Annotated in this window: 20 protein-coding genes; 19 read left to right on the forward strand and 1 reads right to left on the reverse strand. The window is 63.7% G+C overall.

Annotated features, from left to right (window positions below; genetic code table 11):
• Positions 1–3 precede the first annotated feature (3 nt).
• On the reverse strand, positions 4–1,473 hold the full coding sequence (locus tag E4M07_RS22695; protein ID WP_206057368.1) for an aldehyde dehydrogenase family protein: 1,470 nt from the start codon (positions 1,471–1,473) through the stop codon (positions 4–6).
• A 220-nt stretch (positions 1,474–1,693) separates the two neighbouring features.
• Between E4M07_RS22695 and E4M07_RS22700 the strand changes: the two genes are divergently transcribed.
• The 19 genes from E4M07_RS22700 (at position 1,694) to E4M07_RS22790 (ending at position 24,093) form a co-directional block, all read left to right on the forward strand.
• Positions 1,694–2,434: an FCD domain-containing protein gene (locus E4M07_RS22700; protein WP_136660691.1), complete on the forward strand. Its 741-nt coding sequence runs from the start codon at positions 1,694–1,696 to the stop codon at positions 2,432–2,434.
• Entirely contained in the window at positions 2,431–4,050 is a 1,620-nt protein-coding gene (locus tag E4M07_RS22705; RefSeq protein WP_136660692.1) for a GMC family oxidoreductase N-terminal domain-containing protein, read from the forward strand. Before E4M07_RS22700 ends, E4M07_RS22705 begins: the two co-directional genes overlap by 4 nt.
• 282 nt (positions 4,051–4,332) lie before the next feature.
• The gene (locus tag E4M07_RS22710; RefSeq protein WP_136660693.1) at positions 4,333–5,592 is read left to right on the forward strand and encodes an ABC transporter substrate-binding protein; all 1,260 of its coding nucleotides are present in this window, start codon (positions 4,333–4,335) and stop codon (positions 5,590–5,592) included.
• 81 nt (positions 5,593–5,673) lie between these two features.
• Positions 5,674–6,795: an iron-containing alcohol dehydrogenase gene (locus tag E4M07_RS22715; RefSeq protein ID WP_136660694.1), complete on the forward strand. Its 1,122-nt coding sequence runs from the start codon at positions 5,674–5,676 to the stop codon at positions 6,793–6,795.
• A gap of 14 nt (positions 6,796–6,809) precedes the next feature.
• Entirely contained in the window at positions 6,810–8,240 is a 1,431-nt protein-coding gene (locus tag E4M07_RS22720; RefSeq protein ID WP_136660695.1) for an aldehyde dehydrogenase family protein, read from the forward strand.
• A 170-nt stretch (positions 8,241–8,410) separates the two neighbouring features.
• A complete protein-coding gene (locus E4M07_RS22725; RefSeq protein WP_136660696.1) occupies positions 8,411–9,235 on the forward strand; it encodes an AraC family transcriptional regulator in 825 nt (274 codons plus the stop codon).
• A 269-nt stretch (positions 9,236–9,504) separates the two neighbouring features.
• Complete coding sequence (locus E4M07_RS22730; protein WP_136660697.1) at positions 9,505–10,518, forward strand: branched-chain amino acid ABC transporter permease; 1,014 nt, start codon at positions 9,505–9,507, stop codon at positions 10,516–10,518.
• Positions 10,519–10,521: 3 nt separating this feature from the next.
• On the forward strand, positions 10,522–11,589 hold the full coding sequence (locus E4M07_RS22735) for a branched-chain amino acid ABC transporter permease (protein WP_136660698.1): 1,068 nt from the start codon (positions 10,522–10,524) through the stop codon (positions 11,587–11,589).
• The gene (locus tag E4M07_RS22740; RefSeq protein WP_136660699.1) at positions 11,586–12,377 is read left to right on the forward strand and encodes an ABC transporter ATP-binding protein; all 792 of its coding nucleotides are present in this window, start codon (positions 11,586–11,588) and stop codon (positions 12,375–12,377) included. Before E4M07_RS22735 ends, E4M07_RS22740 begins: the two co-directional genes overlap by 4 nt.
• Positions 12,370–14,532: an ABC transporter permease gene (locus tag E4M07_RS22745; RefSeq protein WP_136660700.1), complete on the forward strand. Its 2,163-nt coding sequence runs from the start codon at positions 12,370–12,372 to the stop codon at positions 14,530–14,532. The genes E4M07_RS22740 and E4M07_RS22745 overlap by 8 nt, the downstream gene beginning before the upstream one ends.
• A gap of 3 nt (positions 14,533–14,535) precedes the next feature.
• Entirely contained in the window at positions 14,536–15,366 is an 831-nt protein-coding gene (locus tag E4M07_RS22750) for a phosphoenolpyruvate hydrolase family protein (RefSeq protein ID WP_136660701.1), read from the forward strand.
• A gap of 12 nt (positions 15,367–15,378) precedes the next feature.
• Entirely contained in the window at positions 15,379–18,558 is a 3,180-nt protein-coding gene (locus tag E4M07_RS22755; protein WP_136660702.1) for a flotillin family protein, read from the forward strand.
• Entirely contained in the window at positions 18,559–18,996 is a 438-nt protein-coding gene (locus tag E4M07_RS22760; RefSeq protein WP_136660703.1) for an SRPBCC family protein, read from the forward strand.
• Positions 18,997–19,028: 32 nt separating this feature from the next.
• On the forward strand, positions 19,029–19,499 hold the full coding sequence (locus tag E4M07_RS22765; RefSeq protein WP_169054352.1) for a nuclear transport factor 2 family protein: 471 nt from the start codon (positions 19,029–19,031) through the stop codon (positions 19,497–19,499).
• Positions 19,500–19,509: 10 nt separating this feature from the next.
• Positions 19,510–19,953, forward strand: coding sequence for an SRPBCC family protein (locus E4M07_RS22770; RefSeq protein WP_136660705.1), 444 nt, complete (start codon positions 19,510–19,512; stop codon positions 19,951–19,953).
• Between the two features lie 2 nt (positions 19,954–19,955).
• The gene (locus tag E4M07_RS22775; protein WP_136660706.1) at positions 19,956–20,756 is read left to right on the forward strand and encodes an FAD binding domain-containing protein; all 801 of its coding nucleotides are present in this window, start codon (positions 19,956–19,958) and stop codon (positions 20,754–20,756) included.
• A complete protein-coding gene (locus E4M07_RS22780) occupies positions 20,756–21,238 on the forward strand; it encodes a (2Fe-2S)-binding protein (protein WP_136660707.1) in 483 nt (160 codons plus the stop codon). Before E4M07_RS22775 ends, E4M07_RS22780 begins: the two co-directional genes overlap by 1 nt.
• The gene (locus E4M07_RS22785) at positions 21,238–23,067 is read left to right on the forward strand and encodes a molybdopterin cofactor-binding domain-containing protein (RefSeq protein ID WP_136660708.1); all 1,830 of its coding nucleotides are present in this window, start codon (positions 21,238–21,240) and stop codon (positions 23,065–23,067) included. The genes E4M07_RS22780 and E4M07_RS22785 overlap by 1 nt, the downstream gene beginning before the upstream one ends.
• 3 nt (positions 23,068–23,070) lie before the next feature.
• Entirely contained in the window at positions 23,071–24,093 is a 1,023-nt protein-coding gene (locus E4M07_RS22790) for a molybdopterin cofactor-binding domain-containing protein (protein WP_136660709.1), read from the forward strand.

A 24,093-nucleotide genomic window follows, 5' to 3' on the forward strand; every position in this document is an offset into this window, starting at 1 on the left:
CCGTTAGGCCCAATTTACATAAGATGTCTGCTTGCGCAGATACCCGTCGAAGCCGTACTTGCCGTCTTCGCCTCCCAGTCCCGACTGACCCCAGCCGGTATGGAATCCCTGAACCTGTTCGCCATTGCTGCGGTTGAAGTAGATCTCGCCGAAATTCAATCTGTGAGATACCTCCATCAACCGTTTGATATTTTTAGTGAAAAGGTAGGCGGACAGCCCGTACTCCGTATCGTTCGCCAGTGCCACGGCCTGCTCGAAATCGCCGACCTTCATGATCGGTACGACCGGTCCGAAGATTTCCTTCTGCATCAGCGGCGAGCTGTTTTCGTCGACGGCGAGGACGGTCGGTGCATACCAGTGGCCACGGCTGTAGCGGCCGGATGTCAACGGGCCGCCTTCGAGCAGGATTTCGGCGCCGGCCCCGACACCGTCATCGACGATGGCCTTGATCTTTTCCACTTCGCCGCCGCTGATCTTGGCTCCGATATCGGGATTTGACAGTGGGTCGCCGATTGACAGGTCCCGTGAGACCGCGACAAATTTATCGGTGAATTCGTCGGCGATGCTGTCATGCAGATAGATCCGCTCGCTGCAGGTGCAGACCTGACCGCAATTGGTGTAGCGGGCCTGCACGGCGGCGGAGACGGCGGCGTCGATATCGGCGTCCTCCATGACGATGAACGGTGCCTTGCCGCCGAGTTCCAGTCTCAGGACCTTCAGTTGCGCGGCGCCTGAGCCGTAGATTTCTCGTCCCGCACGGGTGCTGCCCGTCATGGTGACGAGGTCTGAGAGGCCGCTCTCCACCAATGCCCGTCCGATGACGGGACCACGCCCGGTGACAACGTTGAAAACGCCTTGCGGTAATCCGGCTTTTTCAGCGAGCCGGGCGAGCTCCAGACCGGAAAGCGGCGTGAATTCATGCGAAAGAAGCACGAAGCAGTTGCCGGCAACGAGAGCCGGACCGAGCTTTCTCGCCGCCAGCGCGGCCGGATAGTTCCAGGCCGTCAGGCCGACGGCGACGCCGTAGGGCCGCCGTCTGATCCAGATTTCCTCATCGGCATTGTCCGAGGGCAGGATATCGCCCTCGATGCGCCGGGCGTTTTCCGCCGCATAACGCAAAAAGGTCTCCACTGCGCCGATTTCGCCCACGGCCTGGTTGAGTGGCTTGCCTTGCTCGGAGACCACGATGCGCGCAAGCCGTTCGCTGTGGGTCGACACGGCATCAGCCAGGCGCGATACGAGACGCCCGCGCTCGATCGCCGGAAGCGCTTCCCATCCGGGCTGTGCTTTCGCCGCGGCTTCCAGGGCTGCCCGCGCATCCTCGGCGCTGCCTTCGGGAATGGTTGCGATAATTGACTGATCCGCCGGATTCTCGACCTCGATGACGGCACGATTGCCGCTCTCGACCCATTTGCCATTGATGAACATCGCGTAGCGGGCGGTGCTTTGCTCACTGGATGTCAGGTCGAGCATGTATCAATTCTCGCTTTTTGGTATGACCAAACTTATAAAAAATAAAATCTTAATCAGTCCAAATGTCAATAGAGTTTGTGAAAAAACGTCTGAACATGCACCATATGGAACAATAGTCCATTCAATTTTTCACTTTTAATCGTACCAAAATTCCGCTATGGATTGCGCGTCCGGCGATTAAATTTGTCGGCGCGTGAGCATCAGGGAGGAGCGGACGGACGTGAGTGGAAGCGATCATGGGACACACGGCAGCGTAGCGGTGCAGTCTGGCCGCGCAGCCGATACGGTCATCGCCGAACTGGAGCAACAGATTGTGACCGGCGCGCTCGAAAACAACGCACCGCTGCCGGCGGAGCGCAATCTGATGGAGCAGTTCAACGCGAGCCGCACGGTCATTCGCGAGGCGATCGCCACCTTGTCGAGCCGCGGCCTCATCGAGAGCAAGCCGCGCTATCGCCCCATCGTCAGGAAGCCGGACTATGTTACGGCGTTGACGGCCGTCGGTGGCATTGTCCGCCACCTGCTGAGCGAACACGGCGGCGTCAAGAATCTCTATGACAGCCGCGTCTTCATCGAACGCGCGCTCGTGCGCGAAGCGGCGTTGTCGGCCCAAAAGGACGATATCGGACTGCTCAGACAGGCGTTGGCGGAAAACGAAAGCGCCATCAGCGATTCCGATGCGTTCTACGCGACGGACACGGCATTCCACGGCGTGCTCTACCGCATCCCGAAAAATCCGATCTTTCCCGCCATCCATGAGGGCTACAAATCGTGGCTTGCGCCGCACTGGGAGAAGATGCTGCGTTCGCCGGAGCGCAACCTCGTCAACTTCAAGAGCCATGAAGCCATATTCACGGCGATCGTGGAGAGGGACCCCGATGCCGCCGAGGAAGCGCTGGTCAATCACCTTAAGGCGGCGTGGGAATATGTCCGGGTGACCTTTGACACGGACCAGCTATGACCGAGACATTCGATCATATCGTGGTGGGGGGCGGCTCCGCCGGCTGTGTCGCGGCGGCGCGCCTGGCGAGCGACGGCGGCGCGCGGGTGCTGCTGCTCGAGGCCGGCTACTCCAACCGGCACCCGCTGCTCGACATGCCGCCCGGCATCTTCAAGATGATCAACGGCTCGAAATATATGCGCTACCACAGGACGACGCCGCAGGATCACCTGGACGGGCGGGTCCACGAGATACCGCAGGGCCATGTCCTGGGCGGCGGCTCCTCGGTCAATGCGCAGGTCTATATGCGTGGGCGACCGGCCGATTATGACGAATGGGATGACATCCTTCGCGGCAACAACGACCGTGTGGGCTGGGGCTGGGATGACGTGCTGTCGCATTTCGTGCGCATGGAAAGCAACAACCGCCTGAACGGCGCGTATCACGGCACCAAGGGCCCGATGCTCGTGTCGGATCCTGGACATATCGACCAGTTCTCGCGCTGGTTCGTGCAGGCCGTTCAGACCATGGGAGAGCCGTTCAATTCCGACTTCAACGGGCCGAGCCAGCGCGGCGTCGGCTTCTACCAGTTCATGAACCGGCACGGAAAGCGCAGCTCGGCCGCCTACGCTTATGTGGCGCCGCAGGAATCCAACCCGAATTTGACGGTGCGCCTGCGTTGCGAGGTGCAGAAGATACTGGTGGAGAACGGCCAGGCCGTCGGTGTCGTCTACAAGGACAAGCGCGGAAACATCCGGCAGGTCCGCAGCGATGGCGAGGTGATTGTGTCGAGCGGCGCGCTGGTAACGCCCAAGGTGCTCATGCTGTCCGGCATCGGACCGGCCGCGCACCTGGCTGAGCACGGCATCGATTGCAAGGTCGACCTTCCCGGCGTCGGGCAAAACCTGATCGATCACCCCGAGGTGCCCATCACCGCGCTCGCCAACGGCCGCTATGGCTACTACAAGCAGGGCGAGGGCTGGCGCATGCTGAAAAACGGCATTCAGTTCAAACTGTTCGGATCGGGCCCGGTCACGTCGGCGGGCGTGGAGGCGGGGGCCTTCGTCAACCCGGAACAACCGGACGCGCCGCCGACGATCCAGGCCTTTTGCGTTCCCATCGTCTACCTGGACCGCGATACGCTCGACCTGGTCGAGGACGGGTACGGGCTGACCGTGACCACCGTCGTCATCAAACCGCGTTCGCGGGGCGAGGTACGCCTTGCGTCGGCCGATCCTTCGGCGATGCCTGTCGTCTCGCCGAACCTTTTGAAGGACCCCGACGACATGAACGACATGATTGCGGGCCAGCGGTTCTTCCTGCGCGCCTTTGCAACGCATCCGCTTGCCGAGCGGCTGGAGCGGGTTGCAATACCCGCTCCGGAAGATTTGTCCGAGGCGGCGCTCAGGGCCCATTGCAAGCGCTTTGTCAAAACCAACTACCATCCGGCCAGCACGGCCCGCATGGGTGCCGACGGCGATCCCATGGCCGTGCTCGATTCCAGGATGCGGGTACGCGGGGTCGACAAATTGAGGGTGTGTGACATGTCGGCCGTGCCGAACATCAATGCCGGCAACACCAACGCTCCGGCGATGATGCTCGGTGATCGCTGTGCCGACCTGGTCATGGACGCCTGAAACACCTGCAGGATCCATGGCGGCCGAGCCGCATTGCCGATGTTCAAACCGACCCGTGACACCGTCTGATCTCCCGGCCGGCGGACGCGTCGGTTTTGTCGGCCCCGGCGGGCGGATTGGGGGCCGCCGCGTGCCCGATTCCATCAAAACACGCGAAAATCAGACGGAGAGATACGCCGCAAAACTCTCCGGGATCACCCTATTGAGCCACGCAAAGCACTCTTGAGCGATCCGTCCTCAGGCTGACCAGGCCCGGGGATGTGTTTGCAAAGGGAGGAGTGTATGAACTCGAAATTATTGACAACGCTGTCGGTGGCCGCGCTTGTGGCGGCCGGTTCGACGGTGGTTTCGGCCGAGCCGCTCAAGGTGGGCGTGCTGGCGACGCTGGAAGGCACCTACACCGTGCTCGGCGAAGACGGTGTGCGCGGGCTGAAAACGGCACTTGCGCAATCGGACAACAAGGCCGGCGGCCGCGAGATCGAACTTGTTATCGGCGCCACCGATGCCAGCCCGGACAGCGCCGTGCGCGCCGCGCGCAAGCTGGTTGAGCAGGACGGTGTCGAGATCGTCATCGGACCGCTCTCCGGTTCCGAGGGTATTGCCATACGCGACTACTCGAAGACCCAGCCGCAGGTAACCTTCATCAACGGGATCTCGGGGGCCCAGGAAACCACCTATGTCACCCCGTCGGACAATTTCTTCCGATTCAACATGGACGGCGCCCAATGGTCGGCCGGCCTTGGCGACTACATCTTCAACGAAAAGGGCTACAAGACGATCGCCACAGTGGGCGAGGACTATTCCTTCGTCTACACACAGGTCTTCGGTCTCGTGACCGAGTTTTGCGCCGCAGGCGGGGAAGTGACCGAACGGCTTTGGGTGCCGCTCGGCACGAAGGACTTCGGCTCGATCATCGCCGCGCTTCCCGACGACGTGGACGCCATTTATCTCGGCCTTGGCGGCGGCGACGCCGTCAACTTCCTCAACCAGTACCAGCAGGCCGGTGGCGATGCGAACCTGATCGGCGGAACGATCATGGTCGACGGTACGGTTCTTTCGTCCAAGGGTTCGGCCAAGGATGCGCTTATCGGCGTTCCGTCGTCGGGACCGCAGGCCGATACCTGGGACGATCCGAAATGGCAGTCCTATGTGAAAGCCTATCAGGACACGTTCCCGCCGGATCAGCGTTTCCCGAGCCCCTCGCTGCTGGCGACCGGCTACTACAACGCGACCAACGCGGCGCTGTCCTGCCTCAACGAAACCGGCGGCGATCTATCCGACGGCCAGAAGGCTTTCAGGGCGTGCCTGGCGGGCCTGGAACTCGACGCGCCCAACGGCAAGATTGCGTTGGACGGCAATCGTCAGGCGATCGGCACGAACTTCGTGTCTGAGGTGGTCGAACTGGATGACGGCACGCTGGCGACGAAACTCGTCAGCATCAAAGAGAACGTCAACCAGACGCTCGGAATCGAGCCGGCGGCATTCGCCAAGATCGGGTTGCCGAGCCGCGAAACGCCCGAGTGCAAGACCGCGTACGAATAGTCGCGCGTTGACCACGACATCCGGGCGGGCCGACCGCCCGGATGTGAGCAGCCTTTTGTCCGGACCGCCGAGAGTTTCCCGATGGCGCTGATCACCTACCTGACGCGGGTACATTTTGCCGACGGGATCCTGGAGGAGGCCCTTCGATCCGAACTCGAACATCACGGCCGGAAGCGGCCTGTGGTGATCGCAGACAAAGGTGATTTTTCTTCCGGATTCGCCGACCGGCTGTTCGCGAGCTTTCCGATCCGGACAAAAGCGGTCCAGTGCGAGATTCCGGATAGCATGTCCTCGAGGGAGGCGCTGAGCCTCATTCAGAAAAAGTATATCGGTCACAGGGCGGATGCGCTTATCGCCTTCGGAAAGGGGCGCCTGATCGGGCTTGCCCAGTTTGCGCGGTTCCCCCTGGCCGAGCTCGGATCGGCGGATTCCAAATCCGCGGACACGAAGCCAGGGCGCTGCAAGACAAAACTGCCCAATCTCTTCGCGGTGCCGGGGATCGACGGCCTGACGGCGGCGCCGATCGTCTCGGCGGATCACAGCGCGCTGACCAACACGCGCTATTCCATGAGCGAAAGGCTTCCGACCGCAATCATCTGCGATCCGACCCTGACGCTCGGCGCCGATTCCAAGTCAAGCGCCAGCGCCGGCGTCAATGCGATTACCCGCTGCATCGAGGCCTATCTTTCCAACGCCTATAATCCGCCGGCGGACGGAATCGCACTGGACGGCCTGCAGCGTTCGGCAAGCAACCTTCACCGGGTTCTCAACGATGACCGGCTGGAAGTCCGGCGAGAGATGATGGCGGCCAGCCTCAACGGGGCGCTGGCGCAGCAAAAGGGGATCGGCGCAAGCCAGGCCATGGGCGCGGCCCTTAGCAGCGCCGCCCGTGCCGAACTGGATCAGGGGGCGCTGTTGCGCCTGTTCCTTCCGGGAGTCCTGCGTCTCAATGCCGTCCCGCTCAAGGACAAGTATCAGCCAATCCGCCGTATCCTCGGCATCAAGCCGCGCCTCAGCCTGGCGGACGGGGTGCGCGTGTTTTTCGATCGGCTGCCGTTGCCGGCGCGCCTGTCCGAAATGGGGGTCACCAGGAAGCACATCGGCCGGGCGTCATCGATGGTGGTGGAACACGGCGAACCGCCGGCTTCAGCGACGCTGCCCGACAGGGCGGACGTCGCGGCGATAATGCATTCTGTTCTCTAGCCGGAGTGGTCGAGATGAAACCGCTGCTGATCGGCGGCGAATGGGTGGACACACCCCAGGCCGTCAGCAACATCAACCCGTCCGATGTCAGCGACATCGTCGATCGCTACGCACAGGCGGGCATCAGCGAGACCCAGAGCGCGGTCGACGCGGCGGCACACGCGTTTCCGCAATGGTCCCGGACAACGCCGCAGGCCCGCCACGACATCCTCAAGGCCACTGGCGACGAGATCCTGGCGCGCAAGGAGGAAATCGGGACTCTGCTCAGCCGCGAGGAAGGCAAGATACTGCGCGAGGGGATCGCCGAGACGGCAAGGGCCGCTCATATCTTCCTTTTCTTTGCCGGCGAGGCGCTGCGTGTAACCGGCGACAGCCTTGCATCCGTGCGGCCCGGAATCGGTGTCGAAGTGACGCGTGAGCCGGTCGGCGTGGTCTCGATCATTACGCCGTGGAACTTCCCGATTGCCATTCCGGCCTGGAAGATCGCGCCGGCCCTGTGTTTCGGCAACACGGTCGTGTTCAAGCCGGCGGAACTCGTGCCCGGTTGTTCGTGGATCATCGCAGACATACTGAAACGCAACGGTCTTCCGGCCGGCGTGCTTAACCTGGTCATGGGCCGCGGCTCGGTCGTCGGGCAGGCGATGCTGGATGACGAGCGGGTGGATGCGGTCACGTTCACGGGCTCGATCGAGACCGGAAACCGTGTCGCGGAGGCGTGCGTCCGGCACATGCGGAAGGTCCAGCTCGAAATGGGCGGGAAAAACCCGCTGGTGGTCCTGGACGATGCCGATCTCGACGTGGCGGTCGAATGCGCGGTCGACGGATCGTTCTATTCCACCGGCCAGCGCTGCACGGCATCGTCGCGGCTGATCGTGACGGAGGGGATACACAACCGGTTCATCGAGGCGCTTGCCGAGCGGATGCGGGGCCTCGTCGTCGATCATGCGCTGAAAACGGAAACGGAAATCGGCCCGGTCGTCGATGCGGCGCAGCTCGAACAGGATCGCAACTACATAGACGGCGCGCGAAACGACGGCGGCAATATCCGTTGCGGCGGTGGCGTGCTGACACGGCAGACCGACGGTTTCTTCCTTGAGCCGACGCTGATCACCGAAACCCACCCGCATATGCGCATCAACCGGGAAGAGGTTTTCGGCCCCGTTGCATCCGTCATCCGGGTGCGCGGCTACGATGAGGCTCTTGCCGTGGCCAATGACACGCCGTTCGGGTTGTCGGCGGGCATCTGCACCACAAGCCTCAAACACGCGTCCCACTTCAAGCAGAACGCCGAGGCCGGTCTGGTAATGGTCAATCTGCCGACGGCCGGTGTCGACTACCATGTCCCGATGGGCGGCCGTAAGCGCTCGAGCTTCGGACCGCGTGAACAGGGCAGTTACGCGCGCGAGTTTTTCACGGAGGTCAAAACGGCATATACGCGTCCATAGTCCCCGGTTTTCGTACGTAACGGTGAATTTGCCGACATAACCGAAAGTCTCTTTCTTGATCTGCGGGTCTTGCCACGGACACGAAAAAAGCCGCACCATGACCGATTAACGTATACAGTACGTGTGCACGAGGTGCCGAAGAAGCAACCGTGCAGTTTGGAGGAACGACCATGAGCCATGCCTTATCCGTGTGCCACGGAGAGTTCGGGCGTGCTGCGCTCTACATGCTCGACCGAACGATCATCACCCACGCACACCGGGAAGGTCACCTGATTTTTTATCTCGGCGGGCGTGATGGAAGGGTCATCATCAACGGCTTCCCGTATGCCTGCGACGGCAGTCACGCCATCGCGGTCAGCCCGTGGGAACCCCACAGTTTTGAAACCAACGGCGACGGGGCCTGCTTCTGCCTTGTCATGTACATCAAGCCGATGTGGTTTTTGGAAAACAACGCCTCGGCGGAATATGCGCTGAATTTCGGCGCGCCCGCGGTACGTATCACGCCGAAGATATCGGACTGCATTAAGCGCCTGACCGGCCTTTTGATGGACGATGAAAGCCGTGATCTTTTCGACACGATGCTTTTCGAAACCACCCGCATCTGTTTCGAGCACTCGTGGAAGAACGCGCGGCCGCTCAGCCCTTTGCAAAGGGCGCGGTGCCGGTTCTCGGATTTTCGTGTGAGGCGGTCGCTTCGCTTCATGCAGGAAAACCTGACCTATGATGTCGAAATGGAGTGCCTCGCCCGGCAGGTCGGTCTTTCCCGCGCGCATTTCTTCAAGCTTTTCAAGCGCCAGATGGGCGTGACACCCAACATCTATCTCAACACGCTGCGGTCGGAACAGGCGATTGACGACCTGCTGACGACGCCGAAAACGGTGACCGATATCGCCTATGATCTCGGGTTCTCGTCGCAAGCGAGTTTCACACGGTTCTTCTCGTCGAATGTTGGTATCTCGCCGAGCGAATACCGGCGTGTCGCTCACGTGTCCTGACGCCGATTTTTCTCCCCCAGTGCCGGTGCTTTCGATTGAATGCGCCGGTTTTTTGTTGCGGCCGGTCGAAGCGTTCACCTCCTCGAAAACCAAGACATAAAGCGGCTCTAGGCCAACCGAGAAGACTTTCGGGTATGCCGATTCCTCGGGCCAGCATTTAGCCTTTTCCCATTGTTCGCTCGGCCTTCGGGCGTATCGGGAGGAGAACCTTTGGTCACCAGAAAACTCCGTTGGGCCGCACAACGCGCACCGCGTGGGAAAAGCCGGCCATGAGGGCATTCGCCGCAAGGCATCCGTGGTGGACCGCCGTGATCGCGATCGCGGCGGCCGTGCTCCTGATGCTGATCTTCCTGGTGTGGCCGCAATGGCTGGTGGCGGGCATCGGCCGCAAGAAGGTGTTCCTCAACGCGCTGTTCAACGGGATCACGCTCGGCGGGTTGTATTTCCTCGTCGCCAGCGGCTTCACGCTGATTTTCGGCCTCATGCGCAATGTCAACCTGGCGCATGGTTCCCTCTACCTGCTTGGCGGCTATATCGGCTTTTTCGTTGCCGAATGGACCGGATTCTGGCTGCTCGCCTTTCCGGCGGCCTTTCTCGTTGTTGCACTTCTCGGTGTGGTGCTCCAGGTCGTTGTCTTCCAGCGCATGGAGGGGCAGGACCTTCGCCAGACCCTGGTGACGATTGGCATCTCTATCGTGGCGGCTGACCTGATGCTTTGGGCCTTCGGGGGCGACTTCTACAATATCGGCACACCGAGCTGGCTCTCCGGGCCCATGGAGACGTTCTTCGTGACCGGCGTCAAACGCTCTTCCGGCGACCTTATCTTCCTGAAATACCCGCTTGTGCGCATTGTCATCTTCGCTGCATCCGTCGGCATCGGCGTCGGCATGTGGTTGCTGCTCAACCGCACGCGCATCGGCATGCTCGTGCGGGCCGGCGTCGACGACAGTGCCATGCTTTCGGCGACCGGCGCGCGCATCAATCTGGTCTTTGTGGGCGTCTTCGCGTTCGGCGCCGGTCTCGCCGGTGTCGCGGGGGTCGTCGGCGGAACCTTCCAGTCCATCGCACCCGGTGAAGATATCCGCTTCCTGCTTGCCTCGCTCATCGTGGTGATCGTCGGCGGCATGGGGTCGATCCCCGGGGCGGCGCTCGGTGCGCTGATGATCGGCCTCGCCGAGCAGTTCGGATCCGTCTACTTCCCCACCTACGCGGTGGTGCTGACCTTCCTGATCATGGTCGCCGTGCTGGCCTTCCGGCCGCAGGGCCTGATGGGGAGGGCCTAGGCCATGGCCGTTTTCGAGACCCGGTGGCAGCCGGCGCGCCCGGCGGGCGGATGGCGCGAATGGGTCGAGAAGATACCGATCGGCTACTGGGCCGTCGGAATAATCCTGCTGATCATGCCCGCCGGGGCCAGCGACTTCGTGCTTTTTCAGATTTTCGGCTGGACTTTCATCCTCGGGATGATCGCCCTCAGCCTGATGCTTCTCGGCGGCTATGGCGGCATGGTCAGCCTTGCGCAAATGTCGGTGGCCGGCGTTGCGGGCTACATGGTCGCCATTTTGGGCGACAGTGCCATTACCGATATCAGCCAGGGCTGGCCCTGGTTCGTGGCGATCCCGCTGGCGCTCGTCATCGCGGTCCTGTTCGCGACCGTCACCGGCTGGCTGGCGGTGCGCACGGAAGGCATCTACACCATCATGATCACGCTCGCGATCGCGGCGGCGTTCTTCTATTTCTGCCGGCAGAACTACACGGTCTTCAACGGCTTTTCCGGCTTTAACGGCGTTCTTCCGCCGAAGCTCTTCGGTGTCGACTGGCGCGGGCCGAAGGCATTCTACTACCTGACGCTGTTCTGGGCCGCGGTATCCTATTTCGCAGTCGTCTACCTTTCCCGCGCCCCGTTCGGGCTGGCGCTCCAGGGCGTTCGCGACAACCCGCGGCGCATGGCGGCGCTCGGTTACGATGTCACCGCCCACCGCGTGGCGGCCTACGCCTTCGCGGCCATCCCGGCCGGGATCGGCGGTATCCTGCTGACCTGGCAGTCGGCGCAGATCTCTCCAGGCACTGTCGGGATCGGGCCGGCGATCGATGTCCTGGTGATTGCCGTCATCGGTGGCATGCGGCGGCCGGTCGGCGCTTTCATCGGCGCCTTCATCTATGTGCTGTTCAAGACTTTCGCGCTCGACGTGCTGGTCGCTCTCGGCCTCAGCGGCGAGCGGTTCCAGTTGCTCATCGGGCTCGGCTTCCTGCTGATCGTCTTCTTCTCGCCGGATGGATTACTGGGCCTGTGGGACCGCTGGCAGACATCGCTCAGACGCGATCCGCTGACCGGCGGCGAACGGGGCGCGCCATGAGCGACGTCGCATCCGTCAGCACGCGGCTCGCCGCCACAGGAACCGCGAACGCGCTGGAATTGCGTGGCGTCTCCAAGATGTTCGGGGCGCTGGCGGCCCTGAGCGACGTGGCGATCACCGTGCACCCCGGCGAGCGGCGGGCGGTGCTCGGCTCCAACGGCGCCGGCAAGACGACGCTGTTCAACTGCATCACCGGCGACTTCCCGCCCACATCCGGCTCGATACGCTTTTTCGGTGAGGATATCACCGCGTTTCCGCCGCATGAGCGGATCCGGCGCGGTCTCAGGCGCACCTACCAGATATCGCTGCTTTTCACCGGCTTGTCCGTTCTCGACAATGTCTACCTTGCCTGCCGGGGCGTTTCGCGCGGCCGGTTCTCCTTTATCCGCCCGCGCCGCAGCGACGCGCTCATGGCAAGCGCGGAGAACTTGGTGGAGATCGTGCATCTCCACGATGTTCGCGATTCGACCGTCTCGGAACTCTCCTACGGGCAGCAGCGGCAGCTCGAGATCGCCATGGCGCTGGCCGGTGCGCCGCGGTTCATCCTGTTCGACGAACCGGCCGCCGGACTGTCGCCGACGGAGCGCCGGGAACTGGTCGATATCCTGACCGGGCTGCCGTCGCACATGGGCTACATCATCATCGAGCACGACATGGACGTGGCGCTGCGCGTCGCGGAATCGGTGACGATGATGCACAACGGCCGAATCTTCAAGGAAGGAAAACCGGCGGAAATCGAGGACGATCCGGAAGTGCAGGCGCTGTATCTGGGAGTTAACGATGGCTGAGGCGTCGACACCGATCCTGGACGTTCGCGGGCTGAATGTCCTCTACGGCCACAGCCACGCGCTGCAGGGCGTCGATCTGACGCTCGCGAGTGGCGTCCTTTCCGTTGTGGGCCGGAACGGCATGGGCAAGACGACCCTGTGCAATGCCATCATGGGCCTCGTTCCCGTGGCCTCAGGCTCGATCAGCGTTGCCGGCCACGCGCTGGTGGGGTTGGGTCCGGCAGATATTGCCCGGCTCGGCATCGGCTACGTGCCGCAGGGCCGGCGCCTGTGGCGCTCGCTGACCGTGGACGAGCACCTCAGGCTGGTGGCCAGCCGGCGCGGCGCCTGGACAGTGGAGCGCATCTATTCGCTGTTTCCACGCCTGGCGGAACGCAAGGGCAATCTGGGCGCGCAACTGTCCGGTGGGGAGCAGCAGATGCTGGCCATCGGCCGGGCGCTGCTGCTCAACCCCAGGCTCCTGGTCATGGACGAGCCGACGGAGGGGCTGGCGCCGGTGATCGTCAACCAGGTGACAGACATGCTGCTCAGGCTTGGCGCGGAGAGCGACGTCAACGTGCTGGTGATCGAGCAGAACATCGGCGTTGCCTGCGCGGTGTCGGAGCAGGTCGCCATCATGGTCAACGGGCGGATCAACCGGGTCATGGATTCGGCCCTGTTGTCGTCGGACAGGGATCTCCAGCAGGCGCTGCTGGGTGTCGGCCGGCACGCCCATGACGAAACGCCCGACAGTGTCGTTCCCGAAGCCGCCGAAGCGCCGGATGCGGAAACGGCACGCCAGACACGGATCTACCTTTCGAACCCAGAGATACCCACGCGATGGTCGCAGCCGGTTCCGGCAAGGGTCATCGAAAACGCCGCACGAACCGTCACGTCGGTCGAATCCCCGGCCGCGATGGTCACCCGGCTCAAGACCTCGGGCAGCCGCGGCGGTTCGGTCTTCGTCTGCGGCACCCTCGATACGAAGGGAGAGGAGCTCCGCTTTATCCGCGACGTCATCAAGGACGCCGGCCTCAGGGTCCAGATGGTCGATCTGTCGACCAGCGGAAAGCCGTCCGGTGCCGATGTCCCGCCGCACGCCGTGGCGGGCTTCCATCCGCGCGGCACTTCGGGCGTTTTCACCGGCGATCGCGGCACCGCTGTCGCGGCGATAACCGTTGCGTTCGAGAACTGGATGCGCAGCCGCGATGATATCGCCGGCTTGATCGGCGCCGGCGGGTCGGGCGGCACGGCGCTGGTCGCGCCGGCCTTCCGGGTGACGCCCGTCGGCGTGCCGAAGGTCATCATCTCCACCGTGGCTTCGGGCAATGTCGGTCAATATGTCGGCCCTTCGGATATCCTGATGCTGCATTCCGTCGCCGACGTGCAAGGCATCAACTCGATCACCCGCGAGGTGCTGGCAAACGGCGCCGGTGCGCTGGTCGGCATGGTGCAGGCCAGGCAGTCTTCACGGCCGCGCCAGGACGACAAGCCGGCCGTCGGCATCACCATGTTCGGGGTGACGACGCCGTGCGTCCAGCAGGTCACCGCCCAGCTCGAGGACGACTACGACTGCCTTGTCTTCCACGCCACCGGCACCGGCGGCCGGTCGATGGAAAAGCTGATGGACTCGGGCATGTTGTCGGCGATCATCGACCTGACCACCACCGAGGTCTGCGACATGGTGGCCGGCGGGGTGTTCGCCGCCGATGAAGACCGTTTCGGCGCTTCGATCCGCGCCGGACTTCCCTATATCGGTGCCTGCGGCGCGCTCGACATGGTCAATTTCAACGCGCCGGACACGGTTCCCGAGAAATATCGCGGCCGCACCTTCTACGAGCACAACCCGCAAATCACCCTGATGCGTACGACGCCGGAGGAAAACCGGCAGATGGGGCGCTGGATTGGCGAAAGGCTCAACCGGATGAACGGGGTCGTGCGGTTCTTCCTGCCCGAGGGCGGCGTTTCGCTGCTCGATGCACCGGGCATGGCGTTCTGGGACCCGCAGGCGGATGCGGCGCTGTTCGAGGCGCTGGAGGAGACGGTGCGGCAGACGGCCAACCGGCAGCTGGTGCGGGTGCCGCACAACATCAACGATGCGGAATTCGCCGACCTGATCGTCAAGACATTCAAGAGTTTTCACGCAGCGCCGCGGCGCAGGGCAAACGGGGCATAGAGCATGTTCGAGCGCAAGGAACTGATGAAGAAATATCGCGGCATGATCGCTAGCGGCGAACCGATCATCGGCGGCGGCGCCGGCACCGGCCTCAGCGCCAAGTGCGAGGAGGCTGGCGGCATCGACCTCATCGTCATCTACAACTCCGGCCGCTACCGGATGGCCGGGCGCGGCAGCCTCGCCGGGCTGATGCCCTATGGCGACGCCAACGGCGTGGTGATGGATATGGCGGGCGAGGTCCTGCCGGTGGTCCGGAACACGCCGGTGCTGGCCGGGGTGTGCGCTTCCGACCCGTTCCGCCTGATGGACAGGTTCCTCGATCAGGTCAAGGCGGCCGGTTTCTCGGGTGTCCAGAATTTTCCGACGGTCGGCCTCATCGACGGGAATTTTCGCGCCAATCTGGAAGAAACCGGTATGTCCTACGGCCTCGAGGTCGAAATGATCCGTCTGGCGGCCGAGCGGGACATGCTGACGACCCCTTACGTGTTCTCGGCCAAGGATGCCGCAGCGATGGCGCAGGCGGGTGCGGACATTATCGTGTGCCATCTCGGCCTGACCACCGGCGGCTCCATCGGCGCCGAGACCGCCATGACGCTCGAGCAGTGCCCGGCCGTTGTCGATGAATGGGCGGCGGCGGCGCTGGCGGTCAACGCCTCGGCGATCATTCTCGTCCACGGCGGACCGGTGGCGCAGCCCGAGGATGCGGAATTCGTTCTTCGCCACACCAAGAACTGCCACGGCTTTTACGGCGCTTCGTCCATGGAACGTCTTCCGACGGAAGTCGCGCTTACGGAACAGACCAGGAAATTCAAGCAGATCGGCCGCCAAGGCTGACGGGAGGACCCAATGACCGGACAACTGATCGGACAACTGATCCTTTGGCTGATACTGGCCGTCATTGTCATTTTCATTCTCTATTGGGTGATGAACTGGCTCTATCGCCGGTCCACCAAGGAAGTGGCGTTCGTCAGGACCGGCTTCCTCGGCGAGAAGGTGGTGATCGACGGCGGCGCATTCGTCTGGCCGATCATCCACGACATCACGCCCGTCAACATGAACTCGCTTCAGCTGGCCGTGGTCCGGGAGAAGGACGACGCGCTCAACACCAAGGACCGCATGCGTGTCGATGTCGACGCCGAATTCTATGTGCGGGTCAAGCAGGACCGGCAATCGGTGAGCCTTGCGGCATCGACACTCGGCAAGCGCACCCTAGAGCCGGAACGCATCCACGCCCTGCTGGCCGGCAAGTTCATTTCCGCCTTGCGCACCGTTGCCTCCGAGATGACCATGGAGGAGTTGCACGAAAGCCGGCACGACTACGTGGCGCGGGTCCTGAGCCTGGCGCAGGAAGGCCTCGACAAGAACGGCCTCGAGCTTGAAAGCGTCGCCATCACCGATATCGACCAGACGGATATCGAGTATTTCAACCCGTCGAACCGGTTCGACGCGGAGGGCCTGACGCTCGTCATCGAGGCCATCGAGGGCCGGCGCAAGATCCGCAACGACATCGAGCAGGAGACGATGACCAAGATCCGCGCTCGCAATCTCGAGGCGGAAAAGCAGTCGCTCGAAATCGAGAAGCAGAGCGAGGAAGCGCGCCTGGTGCAGGAGCGCGAGATCGAGTTCCGGCGGGCGCAGCAGCGTGCCGACTTAGCGCGCGAGCGCTCCGAACGCGAGAAGGAAGCCGAGCAGGCCACGTTCCTGTCGCGCGAAGCCATAGAAACCGCGCGCATCGCCAATGAGCACCAGATCGCGGAAGCCCGGATCGCTTCCGAAAAGGACATCCGTCAGAAGGAAATCGAGCGGCAGAAAATCGTCGACGAGGCGGAAATCCTGTCGCGGGAGGCTGTCGAGAAGGCCCGCATCAACCAGGAGAAGGTGCTGACCGAGGAACGGATCCGCACCCAGCAGGAAACCGAATCGGCCGACATTACCGCGAAGGAGGCGATCGAGAGGGCAAGGATCGAGCAGGAGAAGTCGGTGACCGAGGCCCGGATCGCCAAGGACCAGGAAACGCAATCGAAGGAGATCGAACGGCAGCGGACGGTCGACGAGGCCGACATTGCCGCGAAGGAGATTGTCGAAAAGGCACGCATCGCTCAGGAGCGCAGTGTCACGGAAGCCCGGATCGCCCTCGAGCAGAGCACCCGTGAAAAGGAGATCGCCCGCAACCTGTCGGTCGAGCAGGCGGAGATCGCGTCCCGCGAAGCGGCGGAAAAACTGCGCATCGCGCAGGAAAAGACCGTCAATGCCGAGCGCATCACGTCCGATCGCGATACCCGCACGCTCGAAATCGAGCGCCAGAAGGTCCTTGAAGAGGCGGAGATCGCCAGCCAGCAGGCGACGGAAGCCGCGCGCATAGCCCGGGAAAAGACCCTGTCGGCCGAGCGTATCGCCGCCGAGCAGGATACGCGTTCCCTGGAAATCACCCGCCAGCGCGAGCTCGACGCGCAGCAGATCGAAGCTGCCGAGGCGACGTCCAAGTCGCGTATCGAGCAGGAAGAGCGTGTCCGCTCGCTCGAGATCGCCCGCAACCGCAATATCGACGAGAGCGAAATCGCGTCCAAGAAAGCGGTCGAGACAGCCCGCATCGAGAGCGAGGAAACAACCAGGCAGCGTGACGTTGCGCGCGAGCAGGCCGTTGAATCGGCCGCGATTGCCATGACAGAGGCCGTCGAGGCGGCGCGTATCGCCAAGGACAAGAAGGTCGCGGCCGAACGCATCGCCTTCGAGCAGGACCTGCGCGAGCGGGAGATTGCGCGCAACAGGGCTGTCGACGTCGCCAATGTCGAGGCGCAGAAGACGGTCAACGAGGCCCGCATCGACGAAGAGAAGAAGACGAGGGCCGCGGAGATCGCCAAGGAAGGCGAGATCCGGGCCCGGGAGATCGAGAAGAACGAGGCGGTCGAGGCCGCCGAGATCTCTTCCCGCCGGCTTGTCGAACAGCAGCGCATCGAAAAAGACGCGGAAACCACGGCCGACAAGATCAGCCGCGACGAGAAGATCCGCAATCTCGAAATCGAGCGCAACAAGGCCCTGGATTCGGCGCAGATCGCCGCCGATCAGGCCATCGAGGCGGCCCGCGTCTCAAAGGAGAAGACGGTGGACGCCGAGCGCATCCTCGCAGAGCAGGAGCTCGATGCCCGCAAGCTCGAGCGCAAGAAGGTGCTGGAACAGCTCGAAATCGCGCGCGTGCAGGCGCTGCGCGAGGCCGAAATCGCCAGCCAGGAGGAGGTCGAGCGCGCCCAGATCGCGTCCGAGCGCGGTCTCGACGAGGCGCGCATCGGCCACCAGACGGAGCGGCGGCGGCTGGAGATCGACCGGGAGAAATCGGTCGAGGAAGCGTCGATGGAGAAAGCCATCGCGCTCTACCAGAAGTCGCTGGACGAAAGCGCCGCTGCCGTCGAGGCGGAGCTCGCCAAGGCTCGTGCCGCGGAAGCCGCCGAGAAGGTCAAGACAGCCCGCGAGACCGAGGAAGCAAGCCGGCGCAAGTCCGTCGATGTGGTGATCGCCGAAAAGGACGCCGAGGAAAAGCGGATCGCGGCGGAGGCCGAGCGGATCCGGGCGGCTGTCGAGGCGGAAGCCCAGAAGCTCATCAACGAGGCGGAGAACGTGCTCACCGACGGTGCACGCCACTCGCTGTTCAAGCGCAAGATGCTGGAACATGTCGAGGGCATCGTATCGGCCTCGGTCAAGCCGCTCGAGAAGATCAAGGACATCCGCATCATGCAACTGGGCGGCGGCGCCAACGGCCTTGGCTGGGCCAATGGCGACGGCGTGGAGGGCGCGCTCGGCAGCGGCTCGGGCGGAAGCCCGACCGACGAGGTCATCAACTCGGCGCTTCGTTACCGCGTCCAGGCCCCGATGATCGACAACCTGTTGTCCGATATCGGCATTGACGGCTCGAACCTTGCCAAGCAGGGCGGGCTGATCCGCGAGGCGTCCGATCTCACGCGGACCGCCAACGAGCTCTCCAAGCGACAGCCGAAGCCGAAGGAAGACGGCAAAAAGAAGGGGGGCGAATAGATGGCGCGCGCCTATGTTTCGTCCGTCATAAACGCGCCGGCGTCCAATGTGTGGGAACGGGTGCGCGATTTCAACGGACTGCCCAAGTGGCATCCGCGCATACGCGACAGCCGCATCGAGGAGGCGATGCCGTCGGACAAGGTGGGCTGCATCCGCAACTTCAACCTGCAGAACGGCGACAATATCCGCGAGCAGCTCCTTGGCCTGAGCGACTACGACATGTTCTGCACCTACGCGATCCTCGACAGCCCGATGCCGCTTTCTGACTACATCGCGACCCTGCGCTTGACACCGGTGACCGACGGCGACCGCTGCTTCATCGAGTGGTCCGCCGAATTCGAGTGCAGCCCGGATAACGAGGCCGATCTGGTCTCAGGAATCAGCACCAATGTGTTCCAGGGCGGCTTCGACGCCCTCAGGCGGCACTTCGGTGGCTGATGAACCCGAAAGGGAAACAAAGGGAGGAGAAAATGAAACGAGTAATTGGTCTGACAGCAGCCCTGCTGCTTCTGACAGCCGGCGGCAGTGTGGCCCAGGACGCGGCAAAGAAGCTGCCGCCGCTGGTCACCCAGCCGAATGCGGAAATGGTGACGTTCGAGCATATCGATGCGCTCAACGCCTGTGACTGGGATCGGCTGATGGCGCAATATCCGGAAGAGGTCCTCTTCATACTGCCCAACGGCACCTGGATCGAAGGTCGCAGCGCGATCGGTGACGTGTTCGCCGGCTTCTGCACCTCGAGGTCCGATGGCGGCTTCAAGGGGGCGACCTTCATCGCCGAGAAGGTGAAGACCGTCGGCGATACGGTGAATGTGTCCTGGCGTGTCGAGGCCGACTGGCTGGCCGAGCCTTACAAGGGTGCCGACGCCTATGTTACCCATGACGGGCTGATGTATGTGCAGGTCACCACCTTCGATCCGGCCGACATGAAGTTCAAGTGAGGCTAAGGTCGTGGTCAGGGTTATCCGCAGTACAGTCCTGCCCGTGCCGAGCGATCGGCTGTGGGAGGAATTGCGCGATTTCAATGGCCACGACCGCTGGCATCCGGAGGTGGAAAAAAGCCAGATCGAGCGCGGCGAGCCATCCGACCGGGTGGGCTGCGTCCGCAGCTTCAGGCTGAATGACGGCAGCGAGCTGCGCGAACGGCTGCTGACGCTCTCCGACATGGAGCAGACCTACTCCTACTGCCTGCTGGATACGCCCATTCCGCTCTTCAACTACGTCGCGCATGTGCGCCTCTATCCCGTGACCGACACCAACCAGACTTTCTGGGAATGGGAGGGGCGCTTTTCGACGCCGGAGGGCCGGGAGGGGGAACTGGCCGGGTTGGTCGGTGACGACATCTACCGCGCGGCGTTCGACGCCATTCGCAGCCACATGGGACTCGGGGATTAGCAATGCTCTCGGTTGAGACATTTGAGACGATTGAGGAGGCGGCGGGCGCCGTCGGCGAACGCAGCCGCTTCATGGCCGGCGGAACGTTGCTCATGGTCGCCGTCAATTACGGCAATCAGGGGTTCGACCGGATCGTGCGCACAAGCGACCGGCGGCTCGGTGAGATCAGTAATGCCGGGGACCGTGTCCACATCGGTGCCGGCGTGACCATGGCCAAGGTGGCCGCTTCGCGCGATCTGGCGTTTCTGGCGCCCGCCGCGCGCTCGGTCGGCGGGCCGGCGATCCGCAACCGGGCGACGGTCGGCGGCAACCTTTTCGCGCCGCACCCCTATGGCGACTTCGCGACGGCGCTGCTGGCGCTCGACGCGACCGTCCACTGGGCGGACGGCCGGGAGGAGCCGATCGAGACGGTGCTGCAGAACCGCGGACAATCGATCGGTCTCGCAGCTGCCGTCAGCGTGCCGCGTCCGCAGGCCGACGAGTTCCGGTTCCTCAAGGTCGCGCGGGTGAAACCGAAGGGCGCCTCCGTCATGGCTCTGGCCGCATGGCTGCCGAAGTCGGCCGGGCGGCTGGAAAACACGCGTATCGCTTTCGGCGCCATGGGGGCTACGGCGGCAAGGGTCAAGGCATGCGAGGCGGCGCTCAACGGCACCAATCTCGATGAGCGCGGTATCGAACCGGCCCTGCAGGCTGCCACGGAAGGGCTTTCGCCGCAGGACGATGCGCTGGCAAGCGGCTGGTACCGGCGCGAGGTGGCGCCCATCCACCTGAAGCGCCTGCTTATTCCCGAAAGGCGGCTGTAATGGAAAAGACGGCTTTGAATTTCACGCTGAACGGCGCCGAGACGGGCGTGTTCGTCGACGCGGGGGCGAACCTGCTCGACGTGCTGCGGCGCGGCGTCGGCGACCAGACGCCGAAATATGGCTGCGGGCAGGGAAGCTGCGGGGCTTGCTCCGTGCTGATCGACGGCGAACTGCACCTATCGTGCCTGACACTCGCCGAAACCGTTGCGGGCAAAAGCGTCGAGACCACGGCGGGACTGGCCGGCGGGCCCGAACTGCACGCACTGCAAAAGGCGTTCATCGACGGATTTGCCGCGCAGTGCGGCTATTGCACACCGGGCATGCTGATGGCCGCCAGGGCGCTGCTCGACAGCAATCCGAATCCGAGCCGCGACGACGTTGCGGAGGCCATCTCCGGCAATATCTGCCGCTGCACCGGGTATGAGCCGATCATCGACGCCATTCTTGCGGCAGCCTCCGGTTCCGGGCGGAGGTTCGGCTGATGACGACGATCGAATTCCGCAAGGATCTCTTCGCCGACGAGCGCGTGGACGATCTGAAGCAGATCGGCAAGCCGACGGTGCGGCAGGACATTCTCGGCCATGTGACGGGGCGCTCGCCTTACTATGACGACCATCTGTTCGACGGGCTCCTGCACATGCGCTGCGTGCGCTCGCCGCACCACCACGCGCGCATCCGCTCGATCGACACAAGCGCCGCCGAACGCATGCCGGGCGTGCGGCGCATCGTCATGCCGTCGGACGTGCCGCACAACATCAATACGCTGCTTTCGCTGATCAATTTCGGGCGGGACGACGAGCCGCTCCTGTCGCATACGAAGGTCAGTTACCGAGGCGAGCCGGTCTGCGCGGTGATCGCCGACACCGAACGGCAGGCGCGCGCGGCTATCGCCGCGGTGCGGGTCGACTGGGAGGTGCTGCCGCATGTGCTCGATGTCGAGGAGGCGCTGGAGCCGGATGCGCCGGTCGTCAACGAGGAATACCCGAACAACACCTTCGACTATCACGAACGCTACGATCACCAGAAGCTGCGGTTCGGCGATATCGGGGCCGGATTTGCGCAAGCCGACCGGGTCATCGAGGGACGCTATCAGATGTCGCCGATCGAGCAGGCGCCGCTTGAGACCTGCGGCGCCATCGCAGCACCCGAAACCAATGATCGTTTCGTCTGCTACACGTCGACCCAGGCCTTGTTCTTCTCGCTCGGCACGACGGCGAAACTGCTCGACATCGCCTCGTCGCGGCTGCATTTCGTCGGCGGTACCGTCGGCGGCGGCTTCGGCGGCAAGGTGGACAGCATCGTCGAGCCGATGGCAACGCTGGGGGCGGTTCTGACCGGCCGTCCCGTCAAGTTCATGTGGGACAGGCCCGAGGAGATGCAGGTGGGCGCGCCGCGCGGCGGCGAGCGCTGGTATATCAAAGACGGGGTCATGAATGATGGGCGGATCGTCGCCCGCTCGTTCACGGGATTCTTCGACTGCGGCGCCTATACAAGGCTGTCGTCCTACGCCATCATCAAGGCGACGGGCCATCTGCCGGGGCCGTATACGATCCCCAACGTCGCCTCAAACGTCTACTGCGTCTACACCAACAGGACGCCGGCGACGGCGATGCGCGGTTTCGGCATCACCGGCGTCGATTTCGCCATCGAAAGCCACATGGACAAGGTCGCCGAAGCGGTCGGGATGGATCCGGTCGAGCTGCGCATCCTCAATGCCTATCGCGACGGCGACATGAAGGCGCATCGCAGGCTGGCCAAGAACACGGCGCTGATCGAGTGCTGCCAGGTGGCCGCTGACAAGGCCGGATGGCGGATCGGACCGCAATTCGCCGCGGCCTCGAGCCTTTCCGACGGCGGCGGCGACAGGGCGCTGATCGGCGAGACCGTCACCGACCAGGAGGGCAGGATCGGCGAGCGGCGCCAGCGCCGAATTCCCTTTGCGCCGAGCGAGCGGGGCACGGGCCGCATCGCGGCCGGAACGGCCGGCGAGGCGGTCTCCGCCGCGCGGCCGCAACGGGACGACATGCAGCCCGAACCGGAACGCATCGGACACAAGGTGAGCGCGGCGGACCCGGAACGGCCGGCACAGCCGGCCGCTCCGCCGGCTCCGGCGGCACCGCCGCCCCAGGCGCCGCAACCGGCGCAAGCCACACCGCCGCCGGTGTACGAGCCGCAGGCGCCCGCGGAACCGCCCGCACCGCAAAGCCCGCCGCCGGCGCAGCCCGAACCCTATCGCCCGAGCGAACCCTTCCAGCGCGGCGTCAAGCGGCCCGGCGCGTCGCGCTTCATTTCCGGAACACGGAGGCGCTAGACCATGGCAGTTCATCACGGCCGCGGCTTTGCCTGCATTAACTATCCCATCGGCATGAATCTCGGCGGCGACCCCTCGCAGGCGCTGGTTCATTCGACCCCGGACGGCAAATTCATGGTGACGCTGTCCTCCATCGATCTCGGACAGGGCATGAAATCCGTCACCCGCCAGATCGCCTCGGAGACGCTGGGTGTGCCGGTGGAGGATGTCTATGTGGACACCGCCGACAGCGATACCGGACCGCACTGCATGGGGTCCTTCGCCTCGCGCGGCACGCACCGTGTCGGCAATGCCGTCATCCGCGCCGCCACCGAGGCCCGCCAGCAATTGCTGGAAGCCGCGGCGGAGGAATTGGAGGTCAGCGCCGCGGACCTCGACACCGACGGCGCCGGAAATATTCATGTGAAAGGTGCCCCCGGACGGTCCATCACCGTCGCCGACACGGCGATCGCCGCCCAGTTCAAGCAGGGGCGCACGCTTTCCGGGCGCGGCATCTTCCTCATTCCGCCGTCAGAGGCGGATCCCGACACCGGCGAGATGACGCCGGTCTCCTGCTTTGCCCATGCGGCGCTGGTCGTTGACCTGGAGGTTGACGACGAGACGGGTGTCGTGGAGGTCAAGGAAATCAACTCCGCCTACGAGGTCGGCCGGGCGCTCAATCCGAAGCTTGTCGAACAGCAGCTCATCGGCGGCGCGTGGATGGGCGTTTCCCACGCGCTCTACGAGACGACCGAACCCTATTATCCGGACCGCGAACACGGGCCGCAGGATTTCAACCACTATCTGATGCCGGGACCGGCCGAGGTCGTGACCCACAACATCGCCGTGCTGGAACGGCCTGCCGAGGACGCGCCCTACGGCGGCAAGGGGCCCGGCGAAATGTGCGCCAATCCCGTTCTGCCGGCGATTGCCAACGCCGTCTACAACGCTGTTGGCGTGCGCTGCGACACGCTGCCGATCACGCCGGAAAAGATCCTGCGCGGCCTGCGCGAGAACGGCGGCGCCAAGCCGCAAGGGCGGAGGTAG

The sequence above is a fragment of the Nitratireductor sp. XY-223 genome (assembly GCF_004959855.1).
GTDB lineage: Bacteria > Pseudomonadota > Alphaproteobacteria > Rhizobiales > Rhizobiaceae > Hoeflea_A.

What these genes read in the sequence shown, in the direction of transcription:
- E4M07_RS22695 (WP_206057368.1), bottom strand. Translation starts at nt 1,473, where the DNA reads ATGCTCGACCTGACATCCAGTGAGCAAAGCACCGCCCGCTACGCGATG.
- E4M07_RS22705 (WP_136660692.1), top strand. Translation starts at nt 2,431, where the DNA reads ATGACCGAGACATTCGATCATATCGTGGTGGGGGGCGGCTCCGCCGGC.
- E4M07_RS22710 (WP_136660693.1), top strand. Translation starts at nt 4,333, where the DNA reads ATGAACTCGAAATTATTGACAACGCTGTCGGTGGCCGCGCTTGTGGCG.
- E4M07_RS22715 (WP_136660694.1), top strand. Translation starts at nt 5,674, where the DNA reads ATGGCGCTGATCACCTACCTGACGCGGGTACATTTTGCCGACGGGATC.
- E4M07_RS22720 (WP_136660695.1), top strand. Translation starts at nt 6,810, where the DNA reads ATGAAACCGCTGCTGATCGGCGGCGAATGGGTGGACACACCCCAGGCC.
- E4M07_RS22725 (WP_136660696.1), top strand. Translation starts at nt 8,411, where the DNA reads ATGAGCCATGCCTTATCCGTGTGCCACGGAGAGTTCGGGCGTGCTGCG.
- E4M07_RS22730 (WP_136660697.1), top strand. Translation starts at nt 9,505, where the DNA reads ATGAGGGCATTCGCCGCAAGGCATCCGTGGTGGACCGCCGTGATCGCG.
- E4M07_RS22735 (WP_136660698.1), top strand. Translation starts at nt 10,522, where the DNA reads ATGGCCGTTTTCGAGACCCGGTGGCAGCCGGCGCGCCCGGCGGGCGGA.
- E4M07_RS22740 (WP_136660699.1), top strand. Translation starts at nt 11,586, where the DNA reads ATGAGCGACGTCGCATCCGTCAGCACGCGGCTCGCCGCCACAGGAACC.
- E4M07_RS22745 (WP_136660700.1), top strand. Translation starts at nt 12,370, where the DNA reads ATGGCTGAGGCGTCGACACCGATCCTGGACGTTCGCGGGCTGAATGTC.
- E4M07_RS22750 (WP_136660701.1), top strand. Translation starts at nt 14,536, where the DNA reads ATGTTCGAGCGCAAGGAACTGATGAAGAAATATCGCGGCATGATCGCT.
- E4M07_RS22755 (WP_136660702.1), top strand. Translation starts at nt 15,379, where the DNA reads ATGACCGGACAACTGATCGGACAACTGATCCTTTGGCTGATACTGGCC.
- E4M07_RS22760 (WP_136660703.1), top strand. Translation starts at nt 18,559, where the DNA reads ATGGCGCGCGCCTATGTTTCGTCCGTCATAAACGCGCCGGCGTCCAAT.
- E4M07_RS22765 (WP_169054352.1), top strand. Translation starts at nt 19,029, where the DNA reads ATGAAACGAGTAATTGGTCTGACAGCAGCCCTGCTGCTTCTGACAGCC.
- E4M07_RS22775 (WP_136660706.1), top strand. Translation starts at nt 19,956, where the DNA reads ATGCTCTCGGTTGAGACATTTGAGACGATTGAGGAGGCGGCGGGCGCC.
- E4M07_RS22780 (WP_136660707.1), top strand. Translation starts at nt 20,756, where the DNA reads ATGGAAAAGACGGCTTTGAATTTCACGCTGAACGGCGCCGAGACGGGC.
- E4M07_RS22785 (WP_136660708.1), top strand. Translation starts at nt 21,238, where the DNA reads ATGACGACGATCGAATTCCGCAAGGATCTCTTCGCCGACGAGCGCGTG.
- E4M07_RS22790 (WP_136660709.1), top strand. Translation starts at nt 23,071, where the DNA reads ATGGCAGTTCATCACGGCCGCGGCTTTGCCTGCATTAACTATCCCATC.